The following is an 18266-nucleotide window of genomic DNA, read 5'->3' as shown; positions in this document are numbered from 1 at the left end:
ATTGTTCATCACTTCAGCAATGGATAAAACAGGGGAAGGATTTTTTCCGGGTAAAGTTGATGCATTTGGATCACCGACCACCAGATTAATGTAACCATTGGAGACATTCTTTCCGGTATGTTCTTCTTCGCGCAAAACACAGTTATTCACAGGATCCAGGATCTGCACAGTCACTGTCATACCGCTGACAGTGGGATAGCTTCCATCGGGCTTCTTAATTACTGCCTGAAAGCTAATGCCTTTATGCTGGGCCTTAGCTTCAGTCATTACTAAAAACAAGGACATTAGAATAGTGAAAGAGACAACGTACAGCTTATTCATAAAAGAATCACTGTGTCGTCCAAGAAAGAAGGTTGCCCGGACAAGGAAGTAATACTTGCTTCCAAGGAACAACCACCAAACCCAAGTGGTACCAAACCAAAGCCGCAGCATCTTTTTATACTCATTTTTAGAAGCTCCTCTTTCCCGAAACAATCCGCCGAACCATTATACTTCTCGGGTTCCGATCAGCTATGCTAAATACTCCAAAAGAATGCCTCCTCAAAATTACGTTCTAAAGGGCGCAGAACTTCCTTATTCTGCTATCTTCAGAACACAGAAGCTATAATGTCCTTGTTGCCACATCCAAAGAGACCCTCAGGACGCTAATCGACAATTCGCAGACTTGGCCGGCTGGCCGCCACACAGTGAGGGGCCAGTTTACTCAGTCTTGAGCAACTGAGCATTTCTTCGCACGATCTTCAGTTGGTGCGCTTTATATTCATTGAGAAACGCACTAGATCCGTACTCTTCTTCAAACTTTGCCAATACGACCTGAAGAGCCGATGGCATATCTTCAATTATCTTACCAACAACTTTCATATAGTGCGCAGGGCTTACTTTTGATAGCTCAAACTGTTTACGCCAATTTTTTGGATGGATGGTGCCAGAATTAAAATGCTCATTGATAGACATAGCCAAGTTTTTTGTTAAAGATGGATAAATCGTTGTTGCTACCAAATCATAAAAGGGAGCAAGACGCCACCTTCCATCACTATCTCTTAGCAGCGACAGATTTTTACCGTGTCCATCGCAATTCCCGACAAGAACATTTAGGATTTGCCATTTCAACAAAGAATCCGTGTCTTCTGCCGTATCATCGGATCTCATATCAAGAAGCTCCTGGCAGTCTAAAAGAGACGGCCCATCTTCTTGTTCATACTTTTTTTTATAAGGGATTGCCAGGGCCTGACAAAAATCCTCTTGATGAAGACGTACCCACTCCCCATTCACTTTGATCCGATCATACCGTTCAACAAGAAGGGCATAACGCGTGCCAATCCTGACAAGTTCTGAGTTGGCCGTTTTAAGACCGAACTCTGAATACAACCGAGCATTTATCCATTCGTTTTGTGGCAGATTTTTGAATCCTTTGGGAGCCGGTTTCAAAATATGAGTTGTTGGTTGCGACCCTAGGGGTTTAAAAAACTTCCCGTCCTTATACACAAGGGGCAACTTGTTCTGTGCCCCTGCAAGCGAAAGCCGAAGGTCGCCTTTTACTTGCAAATCTAAAAGGCCTGCAGAGTCATCCTTAAGCCATGCCGCCAAATTTTCTGGCGGGATCTCTTCAAGACCACCTTTTTCATTCGGTGGAGTCGCTTTTTTCGTAATGATGAACGCCCCAGCGCAGTCCTCGCCTATTCTTGCCAAAAGCTCGAAGTCGTTGTCGATTGATATGCCCAGCCTACGGCAAAGAGCATCCCGTGCATTCCCTTCAGGCAACAGATTACCAAAAAAGGCAGAGGCTTCTTTGTCAAACTTACTGGTGACTAGTGGCAAAGAGTTGGAAAGACGAAAGGCTTTGTCATGATAAATCCAATCCTTCGCATACGCAAAGGAAAGACCATCATTCGTCTGTTCAATGGTTCCTATAAGATAAGGCGGAAACCATACCCAAAGACGCTGCATCTACTATTCCATCCTTTTTTTCGAGGTCCGCAGCTCAAGGTTAAGCCGCTTTATTACTTGCAACACTTTACCCAAAGGGAAAGACTCCCTACTGCCATTTTCCAGCTGATAAATCAGGCGACGACTGACCCCTGCGCGGGCCGCGAGATCAGCCTGACTTAGGTTTTTTCTTTTGCGCTCGTCTCTAATAATCATTCCCAAGTCTGCAACATTTTTTATGACAAATTCTGAAATATCTGATTTTTCTTTGTGATCCATATACAGATCATTTTGGCCTAAGTATTGATCTTTCGTCAATATGATCTATATCTAGATCATATTTTACAGTATGCCATTTAGCTCGCATAATGATCTAGATATGGATCAACAGCCCCTTTTAGGGCAAAAGTGTGGGCCACATCACACGATAGCGGTTTTGAATCTTCTGCCAGATGTTGGAATGCGGCCCGGTGATTCCATCTGGACCTCCATTACCAGCAATACCGCGCAGTTTTGGGTCATACTGCCCCCCGGGAAGAAACTTTCTTAGATCTGGATCACCTTGGCCTTTAGCCGCGCCTCGCTTACCCGCACCACTGCGTGCCCCGCCGGCGCCCATACCGGCAGAGCCACCAAAAGTCCCACCACCACCATAAAAGCCCGCAGTCACCTGTACTCCTTCTTCAAGCGAGTCGCCACCGGTACCGCCACCTGCGCCGCCACCACCGCCTCCTGAGCTGGAAATCCCAGCACTACCACCCTGCTTGCCATCCACCGCTTCGCCCGCACCGCCAGAGCCTGGCTTACCCGGAAAAACTGAGGGCAAAGCTGGCAGATCGCCCCCAGGGCCACCCAATCCTGTCGCTGCCAAACGGGAACCTGAATTGGCACTGTTCATAAAGGCAGGGGCAGACTCGCCCGAGACCGACATACAAGCCGGATCCGAAGGGTTTTTGGAACAAATACAGATTTTGCTTCCAGCCAGCTCGGGGTTAGTGCAATCCGTAGCGGTCGCTCCATTGCAACCAGGCAAGGTCGGATTTGTTTTACAAATTTCCGGCAAGGCCGTGCTATGCCCCGAAGTTAAAGAGGCACATTGTGCGGCATTTCGCATCGTGCTGCTGAAATTTTTGATCGCTTGATCAGCCTCGCGCACCTTAGCATCATAATTGCTGCATCGCTCAGCAGTGTTTTCAGCGGATGCCTTCAACTGCCCCGCCGAACCCGGGCCACGCATCGCATCCAAACAGGGTCCATTAGCCGAAATATATTCAACAACACGACCGCAAGCAGAATGACAGCTGCCGATAGAAGACTGACAGGTCAAACGATATGCCGCTACCGCTGCATTTGCGGCTGAAGAAAACGCCGCCATCTTCGAACAAGCCGCCTGAATACTACCTGCGGTTTGCTGCCCGAACATCAGAGCAAGCTGAGAAGCCGTATTCGCAACACCACTCATTCCAGAATCATTTTTTTCATCACACGTATAAGAAGTATCCTGAATCTGAGTATTGCAGTCTTGCATCAAAGACTGCACTTCATTCGCACAGTTGTTGGATTCTGCAGGAGCACAATAACAAGAGTTCATGTCATTGTTGTCATCCAAGCGATGAACAGCGCCATTGCCGCATCTAATCTCGTGACACTTCTTTGCATGCACATCAGTCGAAGCAAAAAGCACCGATGCAAACATGATCATGCACAACCCAAAAACCTTAATCATTCTCATATAGGTCTTATCGGCAAACCAAAATGACAACTGAACCAGTGTGCTTGGCTCAAGTTGGTTCTATCCAATACAGAACAAGCCTCGTTGAGTAGTATATGTTTCTGCACATGACATTCTTCGGGTCATATTCTTGTCACTTTCTGTAGATTCAATAGGCATTCTGTCAAAACAGAACAGGTTAAGCATAGCTGATACTGGCACTTGAAATGCATCAACAGAAAGGCGACAAGGAGAAAACCCATATGTCTTTTACTAAACTTCTTTCGCTCATCCTTGCCGGGGCAATGGGTCTGCAAAGTGTTGCCCTTGCCCAGGTGGACCGCACAGCTGGCATCGAGACTGAACACATTCGTACAGCCAAAGAAAACATTAAGGCTCTCAAGACGGACTTATTGGCCTTGGATCAAGCGTTGATTTCTGCGGCCGAAACTATCGAAAAACGTGGGAACAAAAAGCATTTCAGCAGCACCATTCTGACTGGCGCCGCCCTTGGGCTTGGGCTTTCCGTCTATGCAACTTTCTCTTTACGTTCTCGCGGTGGAGAAATGAACGGCATTCTAGGCCTCCTTGCCGCATCCACCGGATTAATCATGTCGGCGGCTTCTGCGGGTTCAAGCGCTTTGGATCAAGCAGTCCAACCAAAAGTGGATATCAAAGATCTTAAAGAATATCTGAATCAGGCAGAAAATGAAGTACGCGCAGCCCTCACAACAACGACCGAAAAGTCCTCGATAGCTTTACTAAAAAAACTTGAAGGAAACTTCAACTCGGTGCGTGCGACACTGTCCAGCTTCGAAAAAGACGATTCTTCCCACAGGAAAAACAGGTTGCTCGCACAGATTACGCAAGCTGCTGGAGCAGCCATCACCGTGTACGGGATGAATCGCCATAATTCCAAAGCGCAAATCATGGGATCTTTGATAATGAATGCTGGGAACATCGGACAAATCATCGGAACCTTGACTGACAGCCAAGCCGACCAGGTTCTAAAAGAAATCAATAGCACTCGCCGCGCACTGATGGCCGCGGCAGTAGCTCTTGAATAGAAGTTCGTTTGACACAATCTACTACAAGAGCTTTCCGCTCCAAAGGTCTGCGAGAAATTTTTGGTAGGGAATCACTTCGATTCCATCCAAATTTCTCGATACCGGGTCACGGGATACAAGAAGATATTTTTTTATTTTGGTGTCCTCTTTTAGTGCCTTCAAACCTGCCAGCATCTTTTCATTGAAGCTTTCCGCCGCTTTGACTTCAAAGGCCATCAGATTTCCCACGATGCAATCGACTTCGTACTGTCCTCCGACCGTTCTCCAATACATCAGAGGCTCATCAAAATTCTTATATCCCAGATAAGCCCGCACCTCTTGAACTAAGAAATGTTCAAATGTCTTGCCAAAGGATTCGGACCTAAAGAGAACCTCTTTTCTACCTGCAAGATAGTTCGCGACACCGACATCAAACATAAAAATCTTACTCTTTGAAATCGCTTTTCTTTTTTTAGTCTTCTTATAAGGCTCAAGTTCAAAAGCTAGTAAGGTATCTTTCAAAACTTCCACAAAATTGGCAACCGTCCTAGGCGGAACCCCAGAGTCACTGGCAATCTGTTGAAAGTTCAACTCTTCTCCGGAAGCCAGCCCAATGACGTCCAAAAATCGTGCAAAGTGGTCAACTCTTCGAACTACAGCTTCTGCCGTGATTTCTTCTTTGAGATAGAGATGTACATACTCTTTCAAATCCCGCCATGGCTCATCAGACTGATATATCAAAGGCAAACCACCATATCGGCAATACTTTAACAAATCAAAATCCGTTAACTCCTGACTAGTAAGAGGAAACAGTTGTAAACTTCGCGCTCTGCCAGCTAAAAGATTCGCACCACCATGTTTCAACTTACGAGCACTACTTCCCGTCAGTAAAAATCGGATGCCCCGCTCCTCAATAAGCCGATGAACTTCATCAAGCAGCCGAGGAATTTTCTGAATTTCATCAATGACAACCATATCGGAGGTCACTTCCTCGGCCAAAGAAGATGGCCGTTTAAGAAAACGATCAAATGTGGCCGTATTCAACAAATCGAAGACCTGGGCTTGCGGCAAGTCTTGCCTTACCAGCCAGGACTTGCCGGTCGCTCTCGGACCAAATAGGAAGTGACTTTTTTTTAGAAGTGCCGACTTAAGATCCAAAGTTCGTTTATACATACCTTATAATCGGCAATATACTGCTGATTATCAATATAAATCGGCAACATGTTGCCGATTTATATAACATCATGATTTTATTTGAATATTATAAACTGGCCCCTCACTGTGTGGCAGCCAGCCTCCTGTTGTGCTCCAAAGCATAAATCGCAATATGCCCGGCCAACTGGTCGGGCTTTTTCGTCGTACACCACGTCTTGCGAATCAATCTATTGATATTCGCCCGCATCATCGCACACGTATGATTCAAAGAAAAAATCGGATCCCACCGCAGCTTCTTTAACTCCCCTTGACCAACCACAGCCCCTCGCCCGCCTAATACAGTTGCGTGGGTCGCCTTCGGAAAAAACTTTCGCACATCACCGGGATAAGAAGGATTTGAGTCCGATCTGATAGTGGCATTGGGATGAACCAACTGGCGCATTTCTGCAAACAACTTCGCCCTTGCCTGCGGGCGGAAGTCCTTGCGCGGACCGTACTTTTTCCTCGAGTAAGCGGCAATTCTGCCTTTAGCCGGCATCTGCGCCACTTCAAAACCCAGTATTCTTCGTGTGGAGTATTCCACCATCAGTGTCACCGAGAGGGGTTTGCACTTGGTGTGCTCAAAGGTCTCCAAATCATCAAACTCAACCTCCACACTGGGGGCGAATTTTTGATTGTGCTGTTTAAGTTCCTCTTTTGCCTGGGCGGCGGCAAAGCGAAATTTCCGCACGACGGTTTTGCGGTTGATTTTCAGAACCCGGGCGATCTCGCGCTGGCTCATTTCGCCGGTCAGTAGGTCGCGGATGAGTTTGTTCAAATGGCGTTTCTTTTGGCCTTTTAAGCGGCTTTTAGTGGCCGCTGAGAAGCTTTTTTCGCAGCGAACGCACCAGAGTCTGGTCAGTGTTTGGCCGTCGGATTTGCGATAGTATCGGCCAAGTCTGCGAATTGTCCGGTTGGCGTCTTGAGGGTCTCTTTGGAGGTGGCAATAAGGGCATTTTAGTTTCATGCCCTTGGTGAAAAGCAATTAGTTGGCCTGGTTTGGGGCGAGGAGCTGGCCACAGAAGAGGGGGCCAGTTTCCAAATTTACTCCACTGAGCACACCGCTTGATAAACCGTGTCTTCCGCCGCGAAAATCAAATGAAACTGGTTCGGCTCATTGGTTTTAACCATACGCAACCATCCAGCCCCGAGAAAGGCCCCACCGTAAACGTCTTGCAAGTCACTTTTAGAAATAACCGCTTCAAATTTCCCCCCAGCCAAAGCACCCGAAACTACAGCAGGACCGAAACCTGTCTGCTTATAAATGCGGGGTGCATTCGGATCATCTGGCGAAGTCAGCACAACCTCAATGCCTTCTTGACCGTCTGCAGAAGTGATCTTCACTTCCATATCGACAATATCACTCGTCATACATGCATAATTTTTAACGTCAGCAGCAAAACCGGGAACAGAAAAAAGAAGAACTGCGTAAAATAGAACGGCTTTCATAAAAATAGATCCCTTGCGTAGACCGCGTCAATGGGCGTTGTGTTTCAAACATAAGGTGGCCAACTGGGGCTCTCCCTTTTGAGCAGCTTCATAACATTCCGCTGCGCTATTTTTGGGAAAACTTTTACCTCGAACCACTTCTAAACAGTTGAATAGCACTCGAGTTGCAGATTCTTCGGGTTTCAGTGAGTTTTGAAGCCCCACACAAGTACCTATTGCTACTTGGTCAAATTGGTCTTTCCGATATTCATTGATGCATTCAATATAAACATTCGTTCCCGGATATTCTGATGCGATCCGCGTACAAATGGCGTTTAAGGAATCCTGGGTGCTTTGGGCTGGCTCCCTGGCTGCTATGCTGACCTTATTAAGAGCGCCAGAGTCGCCAACTTTTGGAAACTGGGTGCAGCATACATGAAACAAACTAATAGCCAATACCAGAGCGCAACCAAGACTTTTCACTAACAACCTCTTTGCGAAAATTGTTTCAAAAATCCTGAACCCGCTCAATAGATTTAGCCTCTGTAAACCAAGTATCGTTCTGGTTTTCGCAGAATTAATCTGCTAGTCCTTATAGAAATTTGCATGTTCTGTTTGCTGCGGAACACTTCGAAGCGTCGCTCTTTGACAAGTTTATTTTCAGGGGTTGATATTTCACCTTCGGGAGAAAATCATGGATGTTTTTACATTTTTAGATCCGTACCTTTTCATGCAAAAATACTATCACTTCAGAAAGAACAATGAGTTCGGATTTTCCTATACCTCATGGGCACAGGAATTAGGACTTAGCAGCGGATCCGCACTTCGTATGATGGTAAATGGGAAAAAGAAAATTACTCGAGGAGTTGCCAGAAGATTCATGGAAAAGCATCTGACGGAAAATGATCAGAAAAAGTACTTTAGCCTTCTAGTGTCTCATGCGCACGCCCCCACAACGGAAGATAAGAATTCCACTTGGTCGGCGATCTCTCAAGTCTTGGCCAATCGAATTACTCAGGAAGATGAACTTAACTATTTCACTTATGTTTCAGATCTTATCATTCCCAAGATATGGACTATTTTGTCATTCGAAGATACAGAGTGGACCGCACAAAAACTCTCTGAAGTTTTGGATGCAGACATCTCAACTGTTGAGATCGCATTGGCCAAGCTCGAAGAGATTGGCTTGGCGCTGTGCTATAGGGGTAACAGCAGCCTGTTTACATGGCAAGCAAAGGCAGCACTGGTTAGAGTAAATAACAAAGCAAGCGCAGTTGCCCTATCCGCGTATCACAACGCTTCCTTGGAAGAGGCCAAACAGGCGCAAAAGCTTCCAAAAGAAACTTGCAGATATAAGAGCTTTCTAATCACATTAAGTGAAGAGGATTTCCGCAATGTGACTGAAGAGGTCGAAAAATTCACCATGCAGCTGATTGCTAACTATCAACCCATTCATCTTCAGGGACGCAAGGTTTATAAATTCAACTTAAACTATTACCCTGTAACCAAGGATATAGGCTCTAGCAGCAAGAATAAAAAGTAAATTTGTTCTAAAACTAGAAGAACAGGCCCTGTCCCGCCTTTATCGGCCGTTCTATCTATTTCGGAATGAAATCGCCTTTCCAGCTCTTCTTCACCTTGTTTATATGCCGATATAGATAGGGATGGAAACGTTTGTGAGAACTCTTATTTTCTTTTTGTCGACAGCTGTTGTTTTAATGACGCTTATCGGGTGTTCAGATACGGCACCCGGTGTTTCAATCTTAAAATCTCTTGAATACAAATTTGAGTTCGAGAAATCTTATATCCAGATATACAGATTGACCCCTATCGACCTTACCGCAACTTGTTCTCGCTTTGTTGATAAAGTTGAAATGAGCCTTGATGGTACCCACTGGATGCCCACCACCGATTACAATCCATCCGGAAAGTCTTATTGTGAAGATGGGAAGTTTTCTTTGACTCTTTCTGACACGCAACCTCCCCTGCAAGGCCTGAAACTGGGTGACTCCGCCATTGTGTATTTTCAGGCCCGCCATCGTTCGGGGGAATGGATACGTCGATATATTTCCGTAAAGCATTCAGGCGCCCTTGGCCCAAAGCAGGAAACTTTAGTTACAAGCCACATATCCACCGGTGGTCCTTTCGTACTAAAAGGACGCATAAAGCCCATTTTTCAGCATGCAGCCCAAAGTAGTGACAGATCTATTCGTTTAAAAGGAAGGATCGCCCAATGAAATCTTTAATTGATTTTGCGAGTTTGCTAATTCTGTCAGCTTCCCCTGCTTGGGCGGCATCGACGCCTCCGGGATCCCTTTTTGTTTACGAAGGTCTTTTAACAGACGCAAACGGAGATCCTCTTACTGAGGCGAGCACTGTGACCTTTGAAGTCCTTCATGACAATTGCGTTCTTTATAAAGAAGTCCAATCAATCACGCCTGGCCCCGCCGGCGATTTTAGTGTAGCCCTGGGCATCACCGGACGCGCCGATTCAACAAGTAACAATGCCGAACGTATTTTTGCTTTTTCTGGCACGGTCAGTTGTGAAGGTGCCGCTCCTACTACCATTGACAGCTTTACTGAAAGAACACTCAAAGTAACAGTCAATGGCCATCACTTGTCTCCAGATGCGACAATAGGGAATATCCCTTTTTCGATTAACTCCCAGAATGCTCAAAAACTTGACAACAAGAGTGCCGATGCATTCATTCAGGCAAATTCTAGCAAGGGTGTAACCCAAGATAATATGGAAAGCCTCTTTCAAAGATACACTAAGCTGGATGCCATTTTGAACGGCTTCAATAGTGGTGGGACTACCGCGGGGATAAATATTAACGGGAACGCCGACACAGCAACGACAGCGACCAATGTGTCCGGAACCGTGGCAGTAGCGAATGGCGGCACCGGCGCAACCAACGCCGCCCAAGCAAGAACTAATCTTGGACTAGGTGCTTTAGCGATACTAAACCCATCGGGAACCACCACCACATATCTTCGTGGCGATGGAGTCTGGGCGGTTCCGTCTGGTGGAACCGGCGGTATCACATCGGTCACGGCCACTCAGGGCGTACAAAGCAGTACGACAGCAGGAGCCGTCAATGTTAGCTTAGCAAACATCGCTTCTAAGACAGTACTGGCCAACACTACGGCTTCGTCGGGACTGCCGACTGCACAGACCGCTTCTCAAGTTTTGGATATGATAGGAACCACTCCCGGAAGCATTCTATATCGCGATGTTACTACGGGTTGGAAAACTTTAGGCCCCGGCACTTACGGCCAATTTTTGCAGACAACCGGGTCAGGCATACCGCAATGGGCAACTCCATCCTCTAGCGGCGGGATGCTTGGTGGTGACCTCTCGGGAACAACCATATCCGACGCCACTGTCGTAGCGATTCAAGGAAAATCAGTACCGGAACCAATACTTCACACAAATAAGATACTGGGAACAAACAGCACCGGAGCATGGGAATTTAAAGATGCACCTTCACAATGGCCAAGAGTGAACAGCGGAGACAATATTTACTATACAACCGGAAATGTTGGAATCGGAACTGACAGCCCAGTTCGGACGCTTCATGTTGTTGGATCTGCCAAGGTAGACGGGATTTTACAGCTTAAAAATTACGACATATGGGAAAACATTCAGCCATGTAGTGCCGCTAACTATGGAGCGATTGCGCTATACAAATACAACCTCTGTGTTTGTATCCCTCCCCCCTCGGCATGGATGCAAATAAAAGATATAACCTTATATTGCAACTCTCTCTAGAGGCAGGCGTTAGTCCTTCAGAATCACCAGAAAATAAGAAATGATAATTCCTGAATTCATGTACATTCAATTTCTTTCATAATTTCAGTCCTGGACAGTATGGACATTTCTAGCAGCCCCCTGACTGACAGTCCTGCTGTCATGGGGATCCTTCGCGTTTCCATTTACAATGAATATGCTCCCATGGAAGCATCTATCTCAAGGTACGTAAACGGAACGGAGATCACTTGGATAGCTTGGAACGAGTTCTAAGGTTTGAAATTAGATCGCTACTTAAATATCTAATTCGCATAAAAAAGAAACGAAATCCCCGTTTTTCTCAACGGGCTTATGCCTCTCGCCTAGCTTTCACCCCATCCACACTGAATGAAATCCTTAAAGGCAAACGCAAGCTCACAAAAAACACAGCACAAAAGCTTTTTGATAGTTTATCCAAAGACAGCGATGTCAAAAGTTACCTTCATAAGATCAACGCCAGATGCCCGCCCAAGCGCCTTCATGAGCTTACTTCTGATCTAGAACAAAAGGCTTTCGATGAAATTGTGAAAATATCAAATCTCGCAAAATTGAATTCATCTTCAGCCCCCCTGTTCTGTACTTTGATAGTAGCAGTGAATCAAGTGGATTTCGAATTCATTCGAACTAAGGTCACGGATACTCTGAAAGACCACTGCCTGTTTGAAAATGTCTACGAACTGCGCTTTCAGGGACTTGCTAGAACTCAAAACAACGAAGATCTTGGCGGCGTCTGAGTGGCCGCTGAGAAGTGCGATAGTTCCGACCAAGCCTTGGCGCAAAGCGAGGGTTACACCACAGAACTGGGGGGCAGGCTATAACAAATCGGGTCTTAACTTGAGCAACTCTTGATAGGTCATGGAATAAGTTCCACTAATATCCAAAGCCAATCTCCCCGCAAGCTTCACTTGCGACAGATCCACACCTTCAGAGTGCAGCCACTTTAAAACTTTTAAAGTTTGTTCTGTACTAGGCTTATAGTGCCCACTATTGCTTGTCAGTTCACGAAGCTTTCCATTCGCAAAAGCGGCGGTGCCTGCAAACAAGACAGCCTCACCTCGAGATAAGGATGAATGGTGATACTTTCCACGCTCCTCAAAAGGCAGAACTAAGACTCGTTGATTCCGATCAATTACAATAAGGCTGGATTCAAAACTTAAAGCTTCAGCATCAAACGGAGAATCTGCCTTCTTACCTTCATAGGTAATGAAAACTCCATTTTCATGTATAAGTTCAAACGGGGCTTGTTCGTTTTCATTGAAGTACTTCACTTTCCAGGGAACTTTCGTTACTGGATCAATATAGGTACCCACTTCTTCCCCACGATAACGATCGTCCATTTTTAGCAGCGGAGCGGGGTTGCGCCGTTCAGAAATCGCAGAAGTAAAGATCGACTCACATTGCTGAGATGATGCCGCAATGACGGGTAAGGGGACAACAAAGGTTGCGCCCGTAAAAACAATCGACAGCACGCTTCTACGAAGACGCACCAATAAGATCTCAGACAGAATATTTTTATCTAGCATTGCAGAATTATAGAATGCAGTTTCAGTGCCAGAATCAACGTTCGTACATTCTACTATCGATAGAATTCCAGATTCCCGACCGCGAAGATCGGGAACCCATTACCGGACTTTAAAGAGCCAAGGCTTTTCTTAAAGCCTGTTCATCTTTTACACCTGTGAAAATCAATTCCACTTTGCGGTCTTGCGCTAGTACCTTATCAGACAAGTGCGCACCGTGACCAATAGCAACAATGCTGTTTTTATCGATGCCATCTTTGATAAGTTGCGCCTTTACCTGCTCTGCTCTTTTTTCAGAAAGAGCTTGATTCATAGAGTCTGTCCCAGAAATATCTGAATAGCCACGAACTTCTAACTTGCCATAAAGACTCTTATTATTTTTAAGGGCCGCTGCAAGCTTCTTCAACTGAACTTGGCCTTGAGAATCAATTGCAAAGCTAGATTCTTTAAAGAAGATACTGTTCCCATTTTCAATAGAAGCGTAGTTAACATACTCCAAAGCAGATGTTGGCTTTACATCCATCACCTTTGCGACAGGGTTCATGCTTTTAGGCGGCGCCTTGTCCAGTGCGACTGATTTTACAGTTGTCACCTGGGAGTGGGGATTCCAACCCAACTGCAGGTCAATCATATACATATTAACCATTTCGCCTGTATTATTAGTCTCAGTCATCGCGCGACCACCAATACGAGCCAGCCAAGCTTTTGCCAAAGAAAACTCTTTCAATACCTGCAAACCAACGAATTGCGCATCACCTTGAGAAGCAGCATACGCAGAACCCATTTCAAACATTTGATTCGCTACGATACCCGCCTGCCAAGCATTAACGAAACGATAACGCCCAGCCAATTCAAGACTTGGTCCCGTCTTTGCTGTGTCACGTGCCTCTGATTCAGAAAACTGCTGGTTAGAGATTCCAAAACCAACATCAAAAACCCACGGCATCTCAAAGTAATAAGATCCCAATAGCTTCAAAGTAATGGGAGCTCCTGCTACCGGCACATCTGAACTATGTCCCGTGTATCCACCTGCAAAACCCAAAAATGGCATCAAACCAGATGGCGCGGCGGCAACCGATTCTTTCGTAACTTCAAGACTGTTAGAGTTAACATTTTGATTTGCATAACCTGCGGAAGAAAACGCAAGAATACTTGCTAGGGCGACAATTGACTTCATTTTAAAGAACTCCTTGTTGTTGAATGCCAAAGCTATATTAACCCACTAAAATAATGTCAATGATCGCAAGGCATTCTATTTATATCGGAACGGTCTTTATTTTGGTGAACTAGCAAAAAGCTGACATAGCCTTAAAGTCGTATTCAATTAGTCCCTAGAATCCAACGCCTTTCAAAAACACAAACATGGAGGCTCTATCAATGCTCACTAGATCTATTATTCTGCCTATTCTTTTCATACTTCCCACCATTACAGCTACCGCTACTCCCCGTGAAAATCTGAACAGTTCGCTCTATTCCCGCATCGTCTTTGAGAACTATAGGGTTCACGAGGTCCCAACTCAGGATGGCGTTCTGCTTAACATGCTTGAGCTTTTAGGTGACAATCGTACGCCGATGCGCCACTCAGAACCAGTTCTACTAGTTCATGGTTATACATCTAATTGGAACAGCTGGTACAAGATTGGTGAACGCCTGCGCGACTTAGGGTACCGAGTATTTATGGCCAACTGGCGTGGTCATGGCCAAGGATACTATCGTTCATTGCCAGCGCCTCTTAAATATCGCCCCTTGGTCTATGATGACCTGCCTGCATATGATGTACCTGCAGCAGTAAATGCGGTTTACAGGCTGTCCGGAGAAAAAAAGGTCATTTACGTAGGTCACTCTATGGGTGGAATGCAGATGCACTTGGCTTTGGCGGGCGTCAGCCGCAACTCTAGAGAACAATTGGTAATTTCAGAGGACCACGCAAAACATATTGCAAGTGAACTGAAGGCATTCATTGCCGTGGGATCGCCGGTTCATTTCGTAAAAAGCCGCAATCCAAATATGCTGGAACGGTCCATTCAAATATATACTGAATCTTATGGTATTCGTTTGGATAAGTCGGCCTACATACACCTGAGAGAAAATCCTGTAATTTCAGCGGCAATCAACCACCTGCGAGATCAGGAGTTCGCCGAAAAAGTCACCACAAACAAAGAGCCCGGCCTGTTGAACATGCGGAATATTTCTCGTCAAGAATTTGACATAATCAAAGACTATATGGGCAGCGATGTACCCAGTGAATTTGTTCGCTCCCTGGCTCAGAATACAAAGGATGGATATTGGTCGGCTGATGGCAGAATTGATTATGCTCTATGCAGCATGGGAGAACCCGGCAATAAGACTTATTACGCCCGCATCCCGACCTTGCTGATTAGTGCTGAACATGATGTCCTTGCTCCCTTGGATGCTCAAATTACTGCCGCAAAAAATAGAAAAATGTCTCAGTTCACAATGTACGGGGCCGGTCACGTTGACATGATTATGGGAAACTACGCGGATATGCTGGTTGAAGAGCTGACCAAGTTTATCAATCCTCTGTAGAGTTCATAGCATGCTATCCATCTGCTAAGCTCAAAAGAATCTGAAATTCTGAAAGAACTCTTTGCGATCGATTGAGGTGACCTGCTTTAGCCAACGAATCGTATTGAGTTCTTCGGTCATTTTCTGTTTCTTAAAGAAGTCTTGTGCCTTCTGGAGGTCGACACTGGATAGCGCAATCTTACAAGAGTGAAGACGAGTTAACAATAAAACATCCATGACAAAATATGCATGAAACAACCTGCTCAATTCTCCGGATTTTCGACGTTCTTCTAAAATCTGTAAGGCTTCTTCATACTTTTCACTCACAACACAATATGCAAAGTACAACTGACGATAGCGGTTGTCCAATGGCGAAATCTGATTGGCCTGAAAATACTTTTTTGATTTACGCACTACTTTTGAAGATATCGGGGCTCGTCCACTGGATAGGCCCGCAATGACTTCAATAGCCAGACTTGAAATTGCCACCCCATAAGGCCAACCCGCAAGATTGGCTAGTTCTAAAGATCTTTGAAACGTTTTTTTAGCATTTGAATACTTCTTTTGGCGCAATTGAATAAAGCCCAAGTACGGGTAAACCAGAGCTGGCCAAAGATAGGTCTGCTCTTTGTCCTTAAGAGCCAGTGAAATAGCTTTCCGGCTTGCAACTTCTGCTTCTGGTAATTTACCCCAACTCATAAGCATCTTGGCCTTGTTGGCATAGAACACCGAACGGCCCATCATTGTTCCGTTGATTAACAATCTTACTTCAGCATCCACCAGTAAAGACTGAGCCTTTTTAAAGTCACCTTTTAAACTGGCAAAAACCATCAACCAGGACTTGCCTCTTAAAAGTTCTTCAGGTTGATTTATTTTTTCAGCTTTCGCATAGGCTTTTTCCATGTACTCTTGGGCCCACCTTAATGATCCGACTCCATAGAAGCTAAGTCCTATTTTTTTTAAAACAATGAGTTCCTGATAATTTGACAGATCATTCAGTACAATTTCCTTCAAAGCCTTGGAATATTCTCGAAGTCCCCCGTTTACACGCGCGCGCATCAGGTACTCGACGGATGTAAACTGTCTTACTAACTCATTAGTTCTTGCTACCACCACCCTGTCCGTCAAATCACCATGGATAAGTTCTGATGGCGCCACAGACAGATAGTCGGCAAGTTTATTTAACTTATCTATTTTTATATGACGTACAGATCCATTGACCCATCGTTGTACTGTTTTTGTTGAAATCTTTAACCGGCGAGCTATTCGACCATGACTGACGTTGTGTTTCTGTAAAAGAGCACTTAAAGCCTTGCGATCTAGTTCATAAGATTTGATTGCCATACATATGATAGTATCTTGCTCCTAGAACGGATACCTTAGTAATTTGCAACGCCAGAAATCAAAATGAAACAGTTAAATTTCAAAATATTTCAAAAACACGTTTTCAAAATTGTTTGAATCTTATATCCCCGTACTGTCTCATTCTCGGGCAAACAATATTAGTATCTTGCCGACTCGAGAATGCAGCTCGGAAATCAACTGAAATATGTTTTCTCTGCTATTCTGCCACCAATAGAACTCTTACTTGAAATTCTGCTTACCTCAGAACAGTAATTCCACGTCCCATATTCAGATACAGACTTTGGTCACCGATAGTACAGGCTAGGGGGATCTATGCACCTATCCAGAAAGCTCCGCTTACTAATAAAGAAGCTTACACTTCTTTTTACTTTCTTCATTTTTCTGGGACTTGCCTTCCAAAACTGCAGCCGTGTGGCATTTCAAGAGCGCCCTCTGGAGCCAGCTGACTCCGATGGCGCATTGAGTGATCCTAAGAACGATGACCCTAAGGATATCGTTAATTGCTCTTTTAACGGGGTCACTTATAGTGAAGGAGAAACGGTAACCGCTTATCTTTCATCTTCTGTTCCAGTCCGACAGCCCTGCGTTTCTGAAGTTCGGACCTGTCGTGCTGGCGCATTTACTGGATCCTATCTATATGCGGCTTGTACGCCGAATGCTCCGCAATCCTGTCTTTTCAATGGCATCACCGTCCCGAATGGAACCAGCGTCGAAGCTTATCAAAACTCTGCTGTTCCTTATGGACAAAGATGTAATCCAGAAACAAGACGTTGTGAAAATGGAAGCCTAACAGGCTCGTTTAACTTTTCCATGTGCTCTGTCGGAACCCCAGCAAGTTGTCTTTTTAACGGTCAAACCATTGCTCACGGTGCAAGTGTCGTAGGATATTTGACATCATCAACACCTGCAGGACAGCAATGTCAGCCAAATACCAGAACCTGCAATAATGGTGTTTTGAGTGGTTCAGGCGAGTTCGCCAGTTGTACCCCAGGTACTGCAAGCTCGTGTCTTTTCAACGGACAGACCATCGCTCACCAAGGGTCTATCACCGCATACCAAAACTCTTCTGTTCCCTTTGGGGCGACTTGTGTATCAGAAAGTCGCTCCTGCAATAATGGAACTCTAAGTGGGTCCTACAACCATTCTTCCTGTTCCCCAGGAACAGCTGCTAGCTGTCTATTCAATGGACAAAGCGTCGCCCATGGTCAATCCATTACTTCCTATCAAAGCTCTTCCGTACCATCTGGACAGTCCTGTGTTTCCCAACCACGCACTTGTAGCAATGGGACGCTGAGTGGAACCTACCAATATCCAGGCTGTACCGTAAATACCCCTTCAGCTTGCATCTTCAGTGGCAGATCTGTGGCCCACAACTCTAGCGTTACGGCCTACCAAAGTTCGTCGGTGCCCAACGGAAGCACTTGCGTGACCCAGACACGCACTTGCAATAATGGAACACTGAGTGGTTCATACACCTATCCAAGCTGCTCTGTGGCGGCTCCAGCAAGTTGTAGCTTCAATGGACAGACTGTCGCTCACGGACAAAATGTTGTAGCGTATGCAGCCTCATCTGTTCCCAATGGTGGAACTTGTGCACCACAAACCAGGACTTGTAACAATGGCGTCCTAAGTGGCAGCTATCAATATCCAAGTTGTACTGTCGCCCCGGGTGCAAGCTGTACTTTCAGTGGCAGATCTGTGGCCCACAACTCTAGCGTTACGGCCTACCAAAGTTCGTCGGTGCCCAACGGAAGCACTTG

17 protein-coding genes and 1 pseudogene are annotated in these 18266 nt (G+C 45.5%); 7 read left to right on the top strand and 11 right to left on the bottom strand.

Annotation, left to right across the window (positions count from 1 at the left end; all coding sequences use genetic code 11):
• From AC04MQ_RS19065 to AC04MQ_RS19050, 4 genes are all read right to left on the bottom strand, one after another.
• Window positions 1–321 (bottom strand): hypothetical protein (locus AC04MQ_RS19065; protein WP_475392861.1); only part of this gene is annotated, 321 nt, incomplete at its 3' end.
• A gap of 378 nt (window positions 322–699) precedes the next feature.
• Window positions 700–1947 (bottom strand): HipA domain-containing protein, encoded by a 1248-nt coding sequence (locus AC04MQ_RS19060; protein WP_475392860.1) that lies wholly within the window; start codon window positions 1945–1947, stop codon window positions 700–702.
• A 3-nt stretch (window positions 1948–1950) separates the two neighbouring features.
• Complete coding sequence (locus AC04MQ_RS19055; protein ID WP_475392859.1) at window positions 1951–2205, bottom strand: helix-turn-helix domain-containing protein; 255 nt, start codon at window positions 2203–2205, stop codon at window positions 1951–1953.
• Between the two features lie 118 nt (window positions 2206–2323).
• Window positions 2324–3658: a hypothetical protein gene (locus AC04MQ_RS19050; protein WP_475392858.1), complete on the bottom strand. Its 1335-nt coding sequence runs from the start codon at window positions 3656–3658 to the stop codon at window positions 2324–2326.
• Window positions 3659–3864: 206 nt separating this feature from the next.
• On the opposite strand from AC04MQ_RS19050, the gene AC04MQ_RS19045 reads away from it, so the two are divergent.
• Complete coding sequence (locus tag AC04MQ_RS19045) at window positions 3865–4704, top strand: hypothetical protein (protein ID WP_475392857.1); 840 nt, start codon at window positions 3865–3867, stop codon at window positions 4702–4704.
• A gap of 21 nt (window positions 4705–4725) precedes the next feature.
• Here the strand turns inward: AC04MQ_RS19045 and AC04MQ_RS19040 are convergent, their stop codons facing one another.
• The 4 genes from AC04MQ_RS19040 to AC04MQ_RS19025 all read right to left on the bottom strand — a co-directional run bounded on the left by AC04MQ_RS19040 (window position 4726) and on the right by AC04MQ_RS19025 (window position 7788).
• Entirely contained in the window at window positions 4726–5841 is a 1116-nt protein-coding gene (locus AC04MQ_RS19040) for an ATP-binding protein (protein ID WP_475392856.1), read from the bottom strand.
• 118 nt (window positions 5842–5959) lie between these two features.
• Complete coding sequence (locus tag AC04MQ_RS19035) at window positions 5960–6655, bottom strand: IS21 family transposase (protein WP_475392855.1); 696 nt, start codon at window positions 6653–6655, stop codon at window positions 5960–5962.
• A gap of 266 nt (window positions 6656–6921) precedes the next feature.
• Complete coding sequence (locus AC04MQ_RS19030) at window positions 6922–7326, bottom strand: hypothetical protein (RefSeq protein WP_475392854.1); 405 nt, start codon at window positions 7324–7326, stop codon at window positions 6922–6924.
• A 27-nt stretch (window positions 7327–7353) separates the two neighbouring features.
• Window positions 7354–7788: a hypothetical protein gene (locus AC04MQ_RS19025; protein WP_475392853.1), complete on the bottom strand. Its 435-nt coding sequence runs from the start codon at window positions 7786–7788 to the stop codon at window positions 7354–7356.
• 211 nt (window positions 7789–7999) lie between these two features.
• Here AC04MQ_RS19025 and AC04MQ_RS19020 point away from each other — a divergent pair, with 211 nt between their 5' ends.
• From AC04MQ_RS19020 to AC04MQ_RS19005, 4 genes are all read left to right on the top strand, one after another.
• Window positions 8000–8848 carry a TIGR02147 family protein gene (locus tag AC04MQ_RS19020; RefSeq protein WP_475392852.1) on the top strand — a complete coding sequence of 283 codons (849 nt, stop codon included), beginning with the start codon at window positions 8000–8002 and terminating at the stop codon, window positions 8846–8848.
• Between the two features lie 121 nt (window positions 8849–8969).
• Entirely contained in the window at window positions 8970–9542 is a 573-nt protein-coding gene (locus AC04MQ_RS19015) for a hypothetical protein (RefSeq protein WP_475392851.1), read from the top strand.
• Window positions 9539–11077 carry a hypothetical protein gene (locus tag AC04MQ_RS19010; RefSeq protein ID WP_475392850.1) on the top strand — a complete coding sequence of 513 codons (1539 nt, stop codon included), beginning with the start codon at window positions 9539–9541 and terminating at the stop codon, window positions 11075–11077. Before AC04MQ_RS19015 ends, AC04MQ_RS19010 begins: the two co-directional genes overlap by 4 nt.
• Before the next feature lie 227 nt (window positions 11078–11304).
• Window positions 11305–11829: a hypothetical protein gene (locus tag AC04MQ_RS19005; RefSeq protein ID WP_475392849.1), complete on the top strand. Its 525-nt coding sequence runs from the start codon at window positions 11305–11307 to the stop codon at window positions 11827–11829.
• A 78-nt stretch (window positions 11830–11907) separates the two neighbouring features.
• On the opposite strand, the gene AC04MQ_RS19000 is transcribed toward AC04MQ_RS19005, so the two are convergent.
• The gene (locus tag AC04MQ_RS19000; protein ID WP_475392848.1) at window positions 11908–12618 is read right to left on the bottom strand and encodes a hypothetical protein; all 711 of its coding nucleotides are present in this window, start codon (window positions 12616–12618) and stop codon (window positions 11908–11910) included.
• Between the two features lie 109 nt (window positions 12619–12727).
• The gene (locus AC04MQ_RS18995; RefSeq protein ID WP_475392847.1) at window positions 12728–13822 is read right to left on the bottom strand and encodes an OmpA family protein; all 1095 of its coding nucleotides are present in this window, start codon (window positions 13820–13822) and stop codon (window positions 12728–12730) included.
• A 170-nt stretch (window positions 13823–13992) separates the two neighbouring features.
• Between AC04MQ_RS18995 and AC04MQ_RS18990 the strand changes: the two genes are divergently transcribed.
• The gene (locus tag AC04MQ_RS18990) at window positions 13993–15162 is read left to right on the top strand and encodes an alpha/beta fold hydrolase (RefSeq protein WP_475392846.1); all 1170 of its coding nucleotides are present in this window, start codon (window positions 13993–13995) and stop codon (window positions 15160–15162) included.
• Between the two features lie 30 nt (window positions 15163–15192).
• Here AC04MQ_RS18990 and AC04MQ_RS18985 read toward each other — a convergent pair whose 3' ends face one another.
• Window positions 15193–16485, bottom strand: a complete 1293-nt coding sequence (locus AC04MQ_RS18985) for a helix-turn-helix domain-containing protein (protein ID WP_475392845.1) — start codon at window positions 16483–16485, stop codon at window positions 15193–15195.
• A gap of 1446 nt (window positions 16486–17931) precedes the next feature.
• Between AC04MQ_RS18985 and AC04MQ_RS18980 the strand changes: the two are divergent.
• A pseudogene (locus tag AC04MQ_RS18980) lies at window positions 17932–18266 on the top strand (hypothetical protein); the annotation flags it as partial.

The sequence above is a fragment of the Bdellovibrio sp. MYbb2 genome, assembly GCF_056175685.1.
This window is presented reverse-complemented; position numbering and strand designations above follow the sequence as displayed.

Excerpts from the sequence above, each read along its gene's own strand:
- AC04MQ_RS19060 (WP_475392860.1), bottom strand. The coding sequence starts at position 1,947 with ATGCAGCGTCTTTGGGTATGGTTTCCGCCTTATCTTATAGGAACCATT.
- AC04MQ_RS19055 (WP_475392859.1), bottom strand. The coding sequence starts at position 2,205 with ATGGATCACAAAGAAAAATCAGATATTTCAGAATTTGTCATAAAAAAT.
- AC04MQ_RS19050 (WP_475392858.1), bottom strand. The coding sequence starts at position 3,658 with ATGAGAATGATTAAGGTTTTTGGGTTGTGCATGATCATGTTTGCATCG.
- AC04MQ_RS19045 (WP_475392857.1), top strand. The coding sequence starts at position 3,865 with ATGCATCAACAGAAAGGCGACAAGGAGAAAACCCATATGTCTTTTACT.
- AC04MQ_RS19030 (WP_475392854.1), bottom strand. The coding sequence starts at position 7,326 with ATGAAAGCCGTTCTATTTTACGCAGTTCTTCTTTTTTCTGTTCCCGGT.
- AC04MQ_RS19020 (WP_475392852.1), top strand. The coding sequence starts at position 8,000 with ATGGATGTTTTTACATTTTTAGATCCGTACCTTTTCATGCAAAAATAC.
- AC04MQ_RS19015 (WP_475392851.1), top strand. The coding sequence starts at position 8,970 with ATGGAAACGTTTGTGAGAACTCTTATTTTCTTTTTGTCGACAGCTGTT.
- AC04MQ_RS19010 (WP_475392850.1), top strand. The coding sequence starts at position 9,539 with ATGAAATCTTTAATTGATTTTGCGAGTTTGCTAATTCTGTCAGCTTCC.
- AC04MQ_RS19000 (WP_475392848.1), bottom strand. The coding sequence starts at position 12,618 with ATGCTAGATAAAAATATTCTGTCTGAGATCTTATTGGTGCGTCTTCGT.
- AC04MQ_RS18990 (WP_475392846.1), top strand. The coding sequence starts at position 13,993 with ATGCTCACTAGATCTATTATTCTGCCTATTCTTTTCATACTTCCCACC.
- AC04MQ_RS18985 (WP_475392845.1), bottom strand. The coding sequence starts at position 16,485 with ATGGCAATCAAATCTTATGAACTAGATCGCAAGGCTTTAAGTGCTCTT.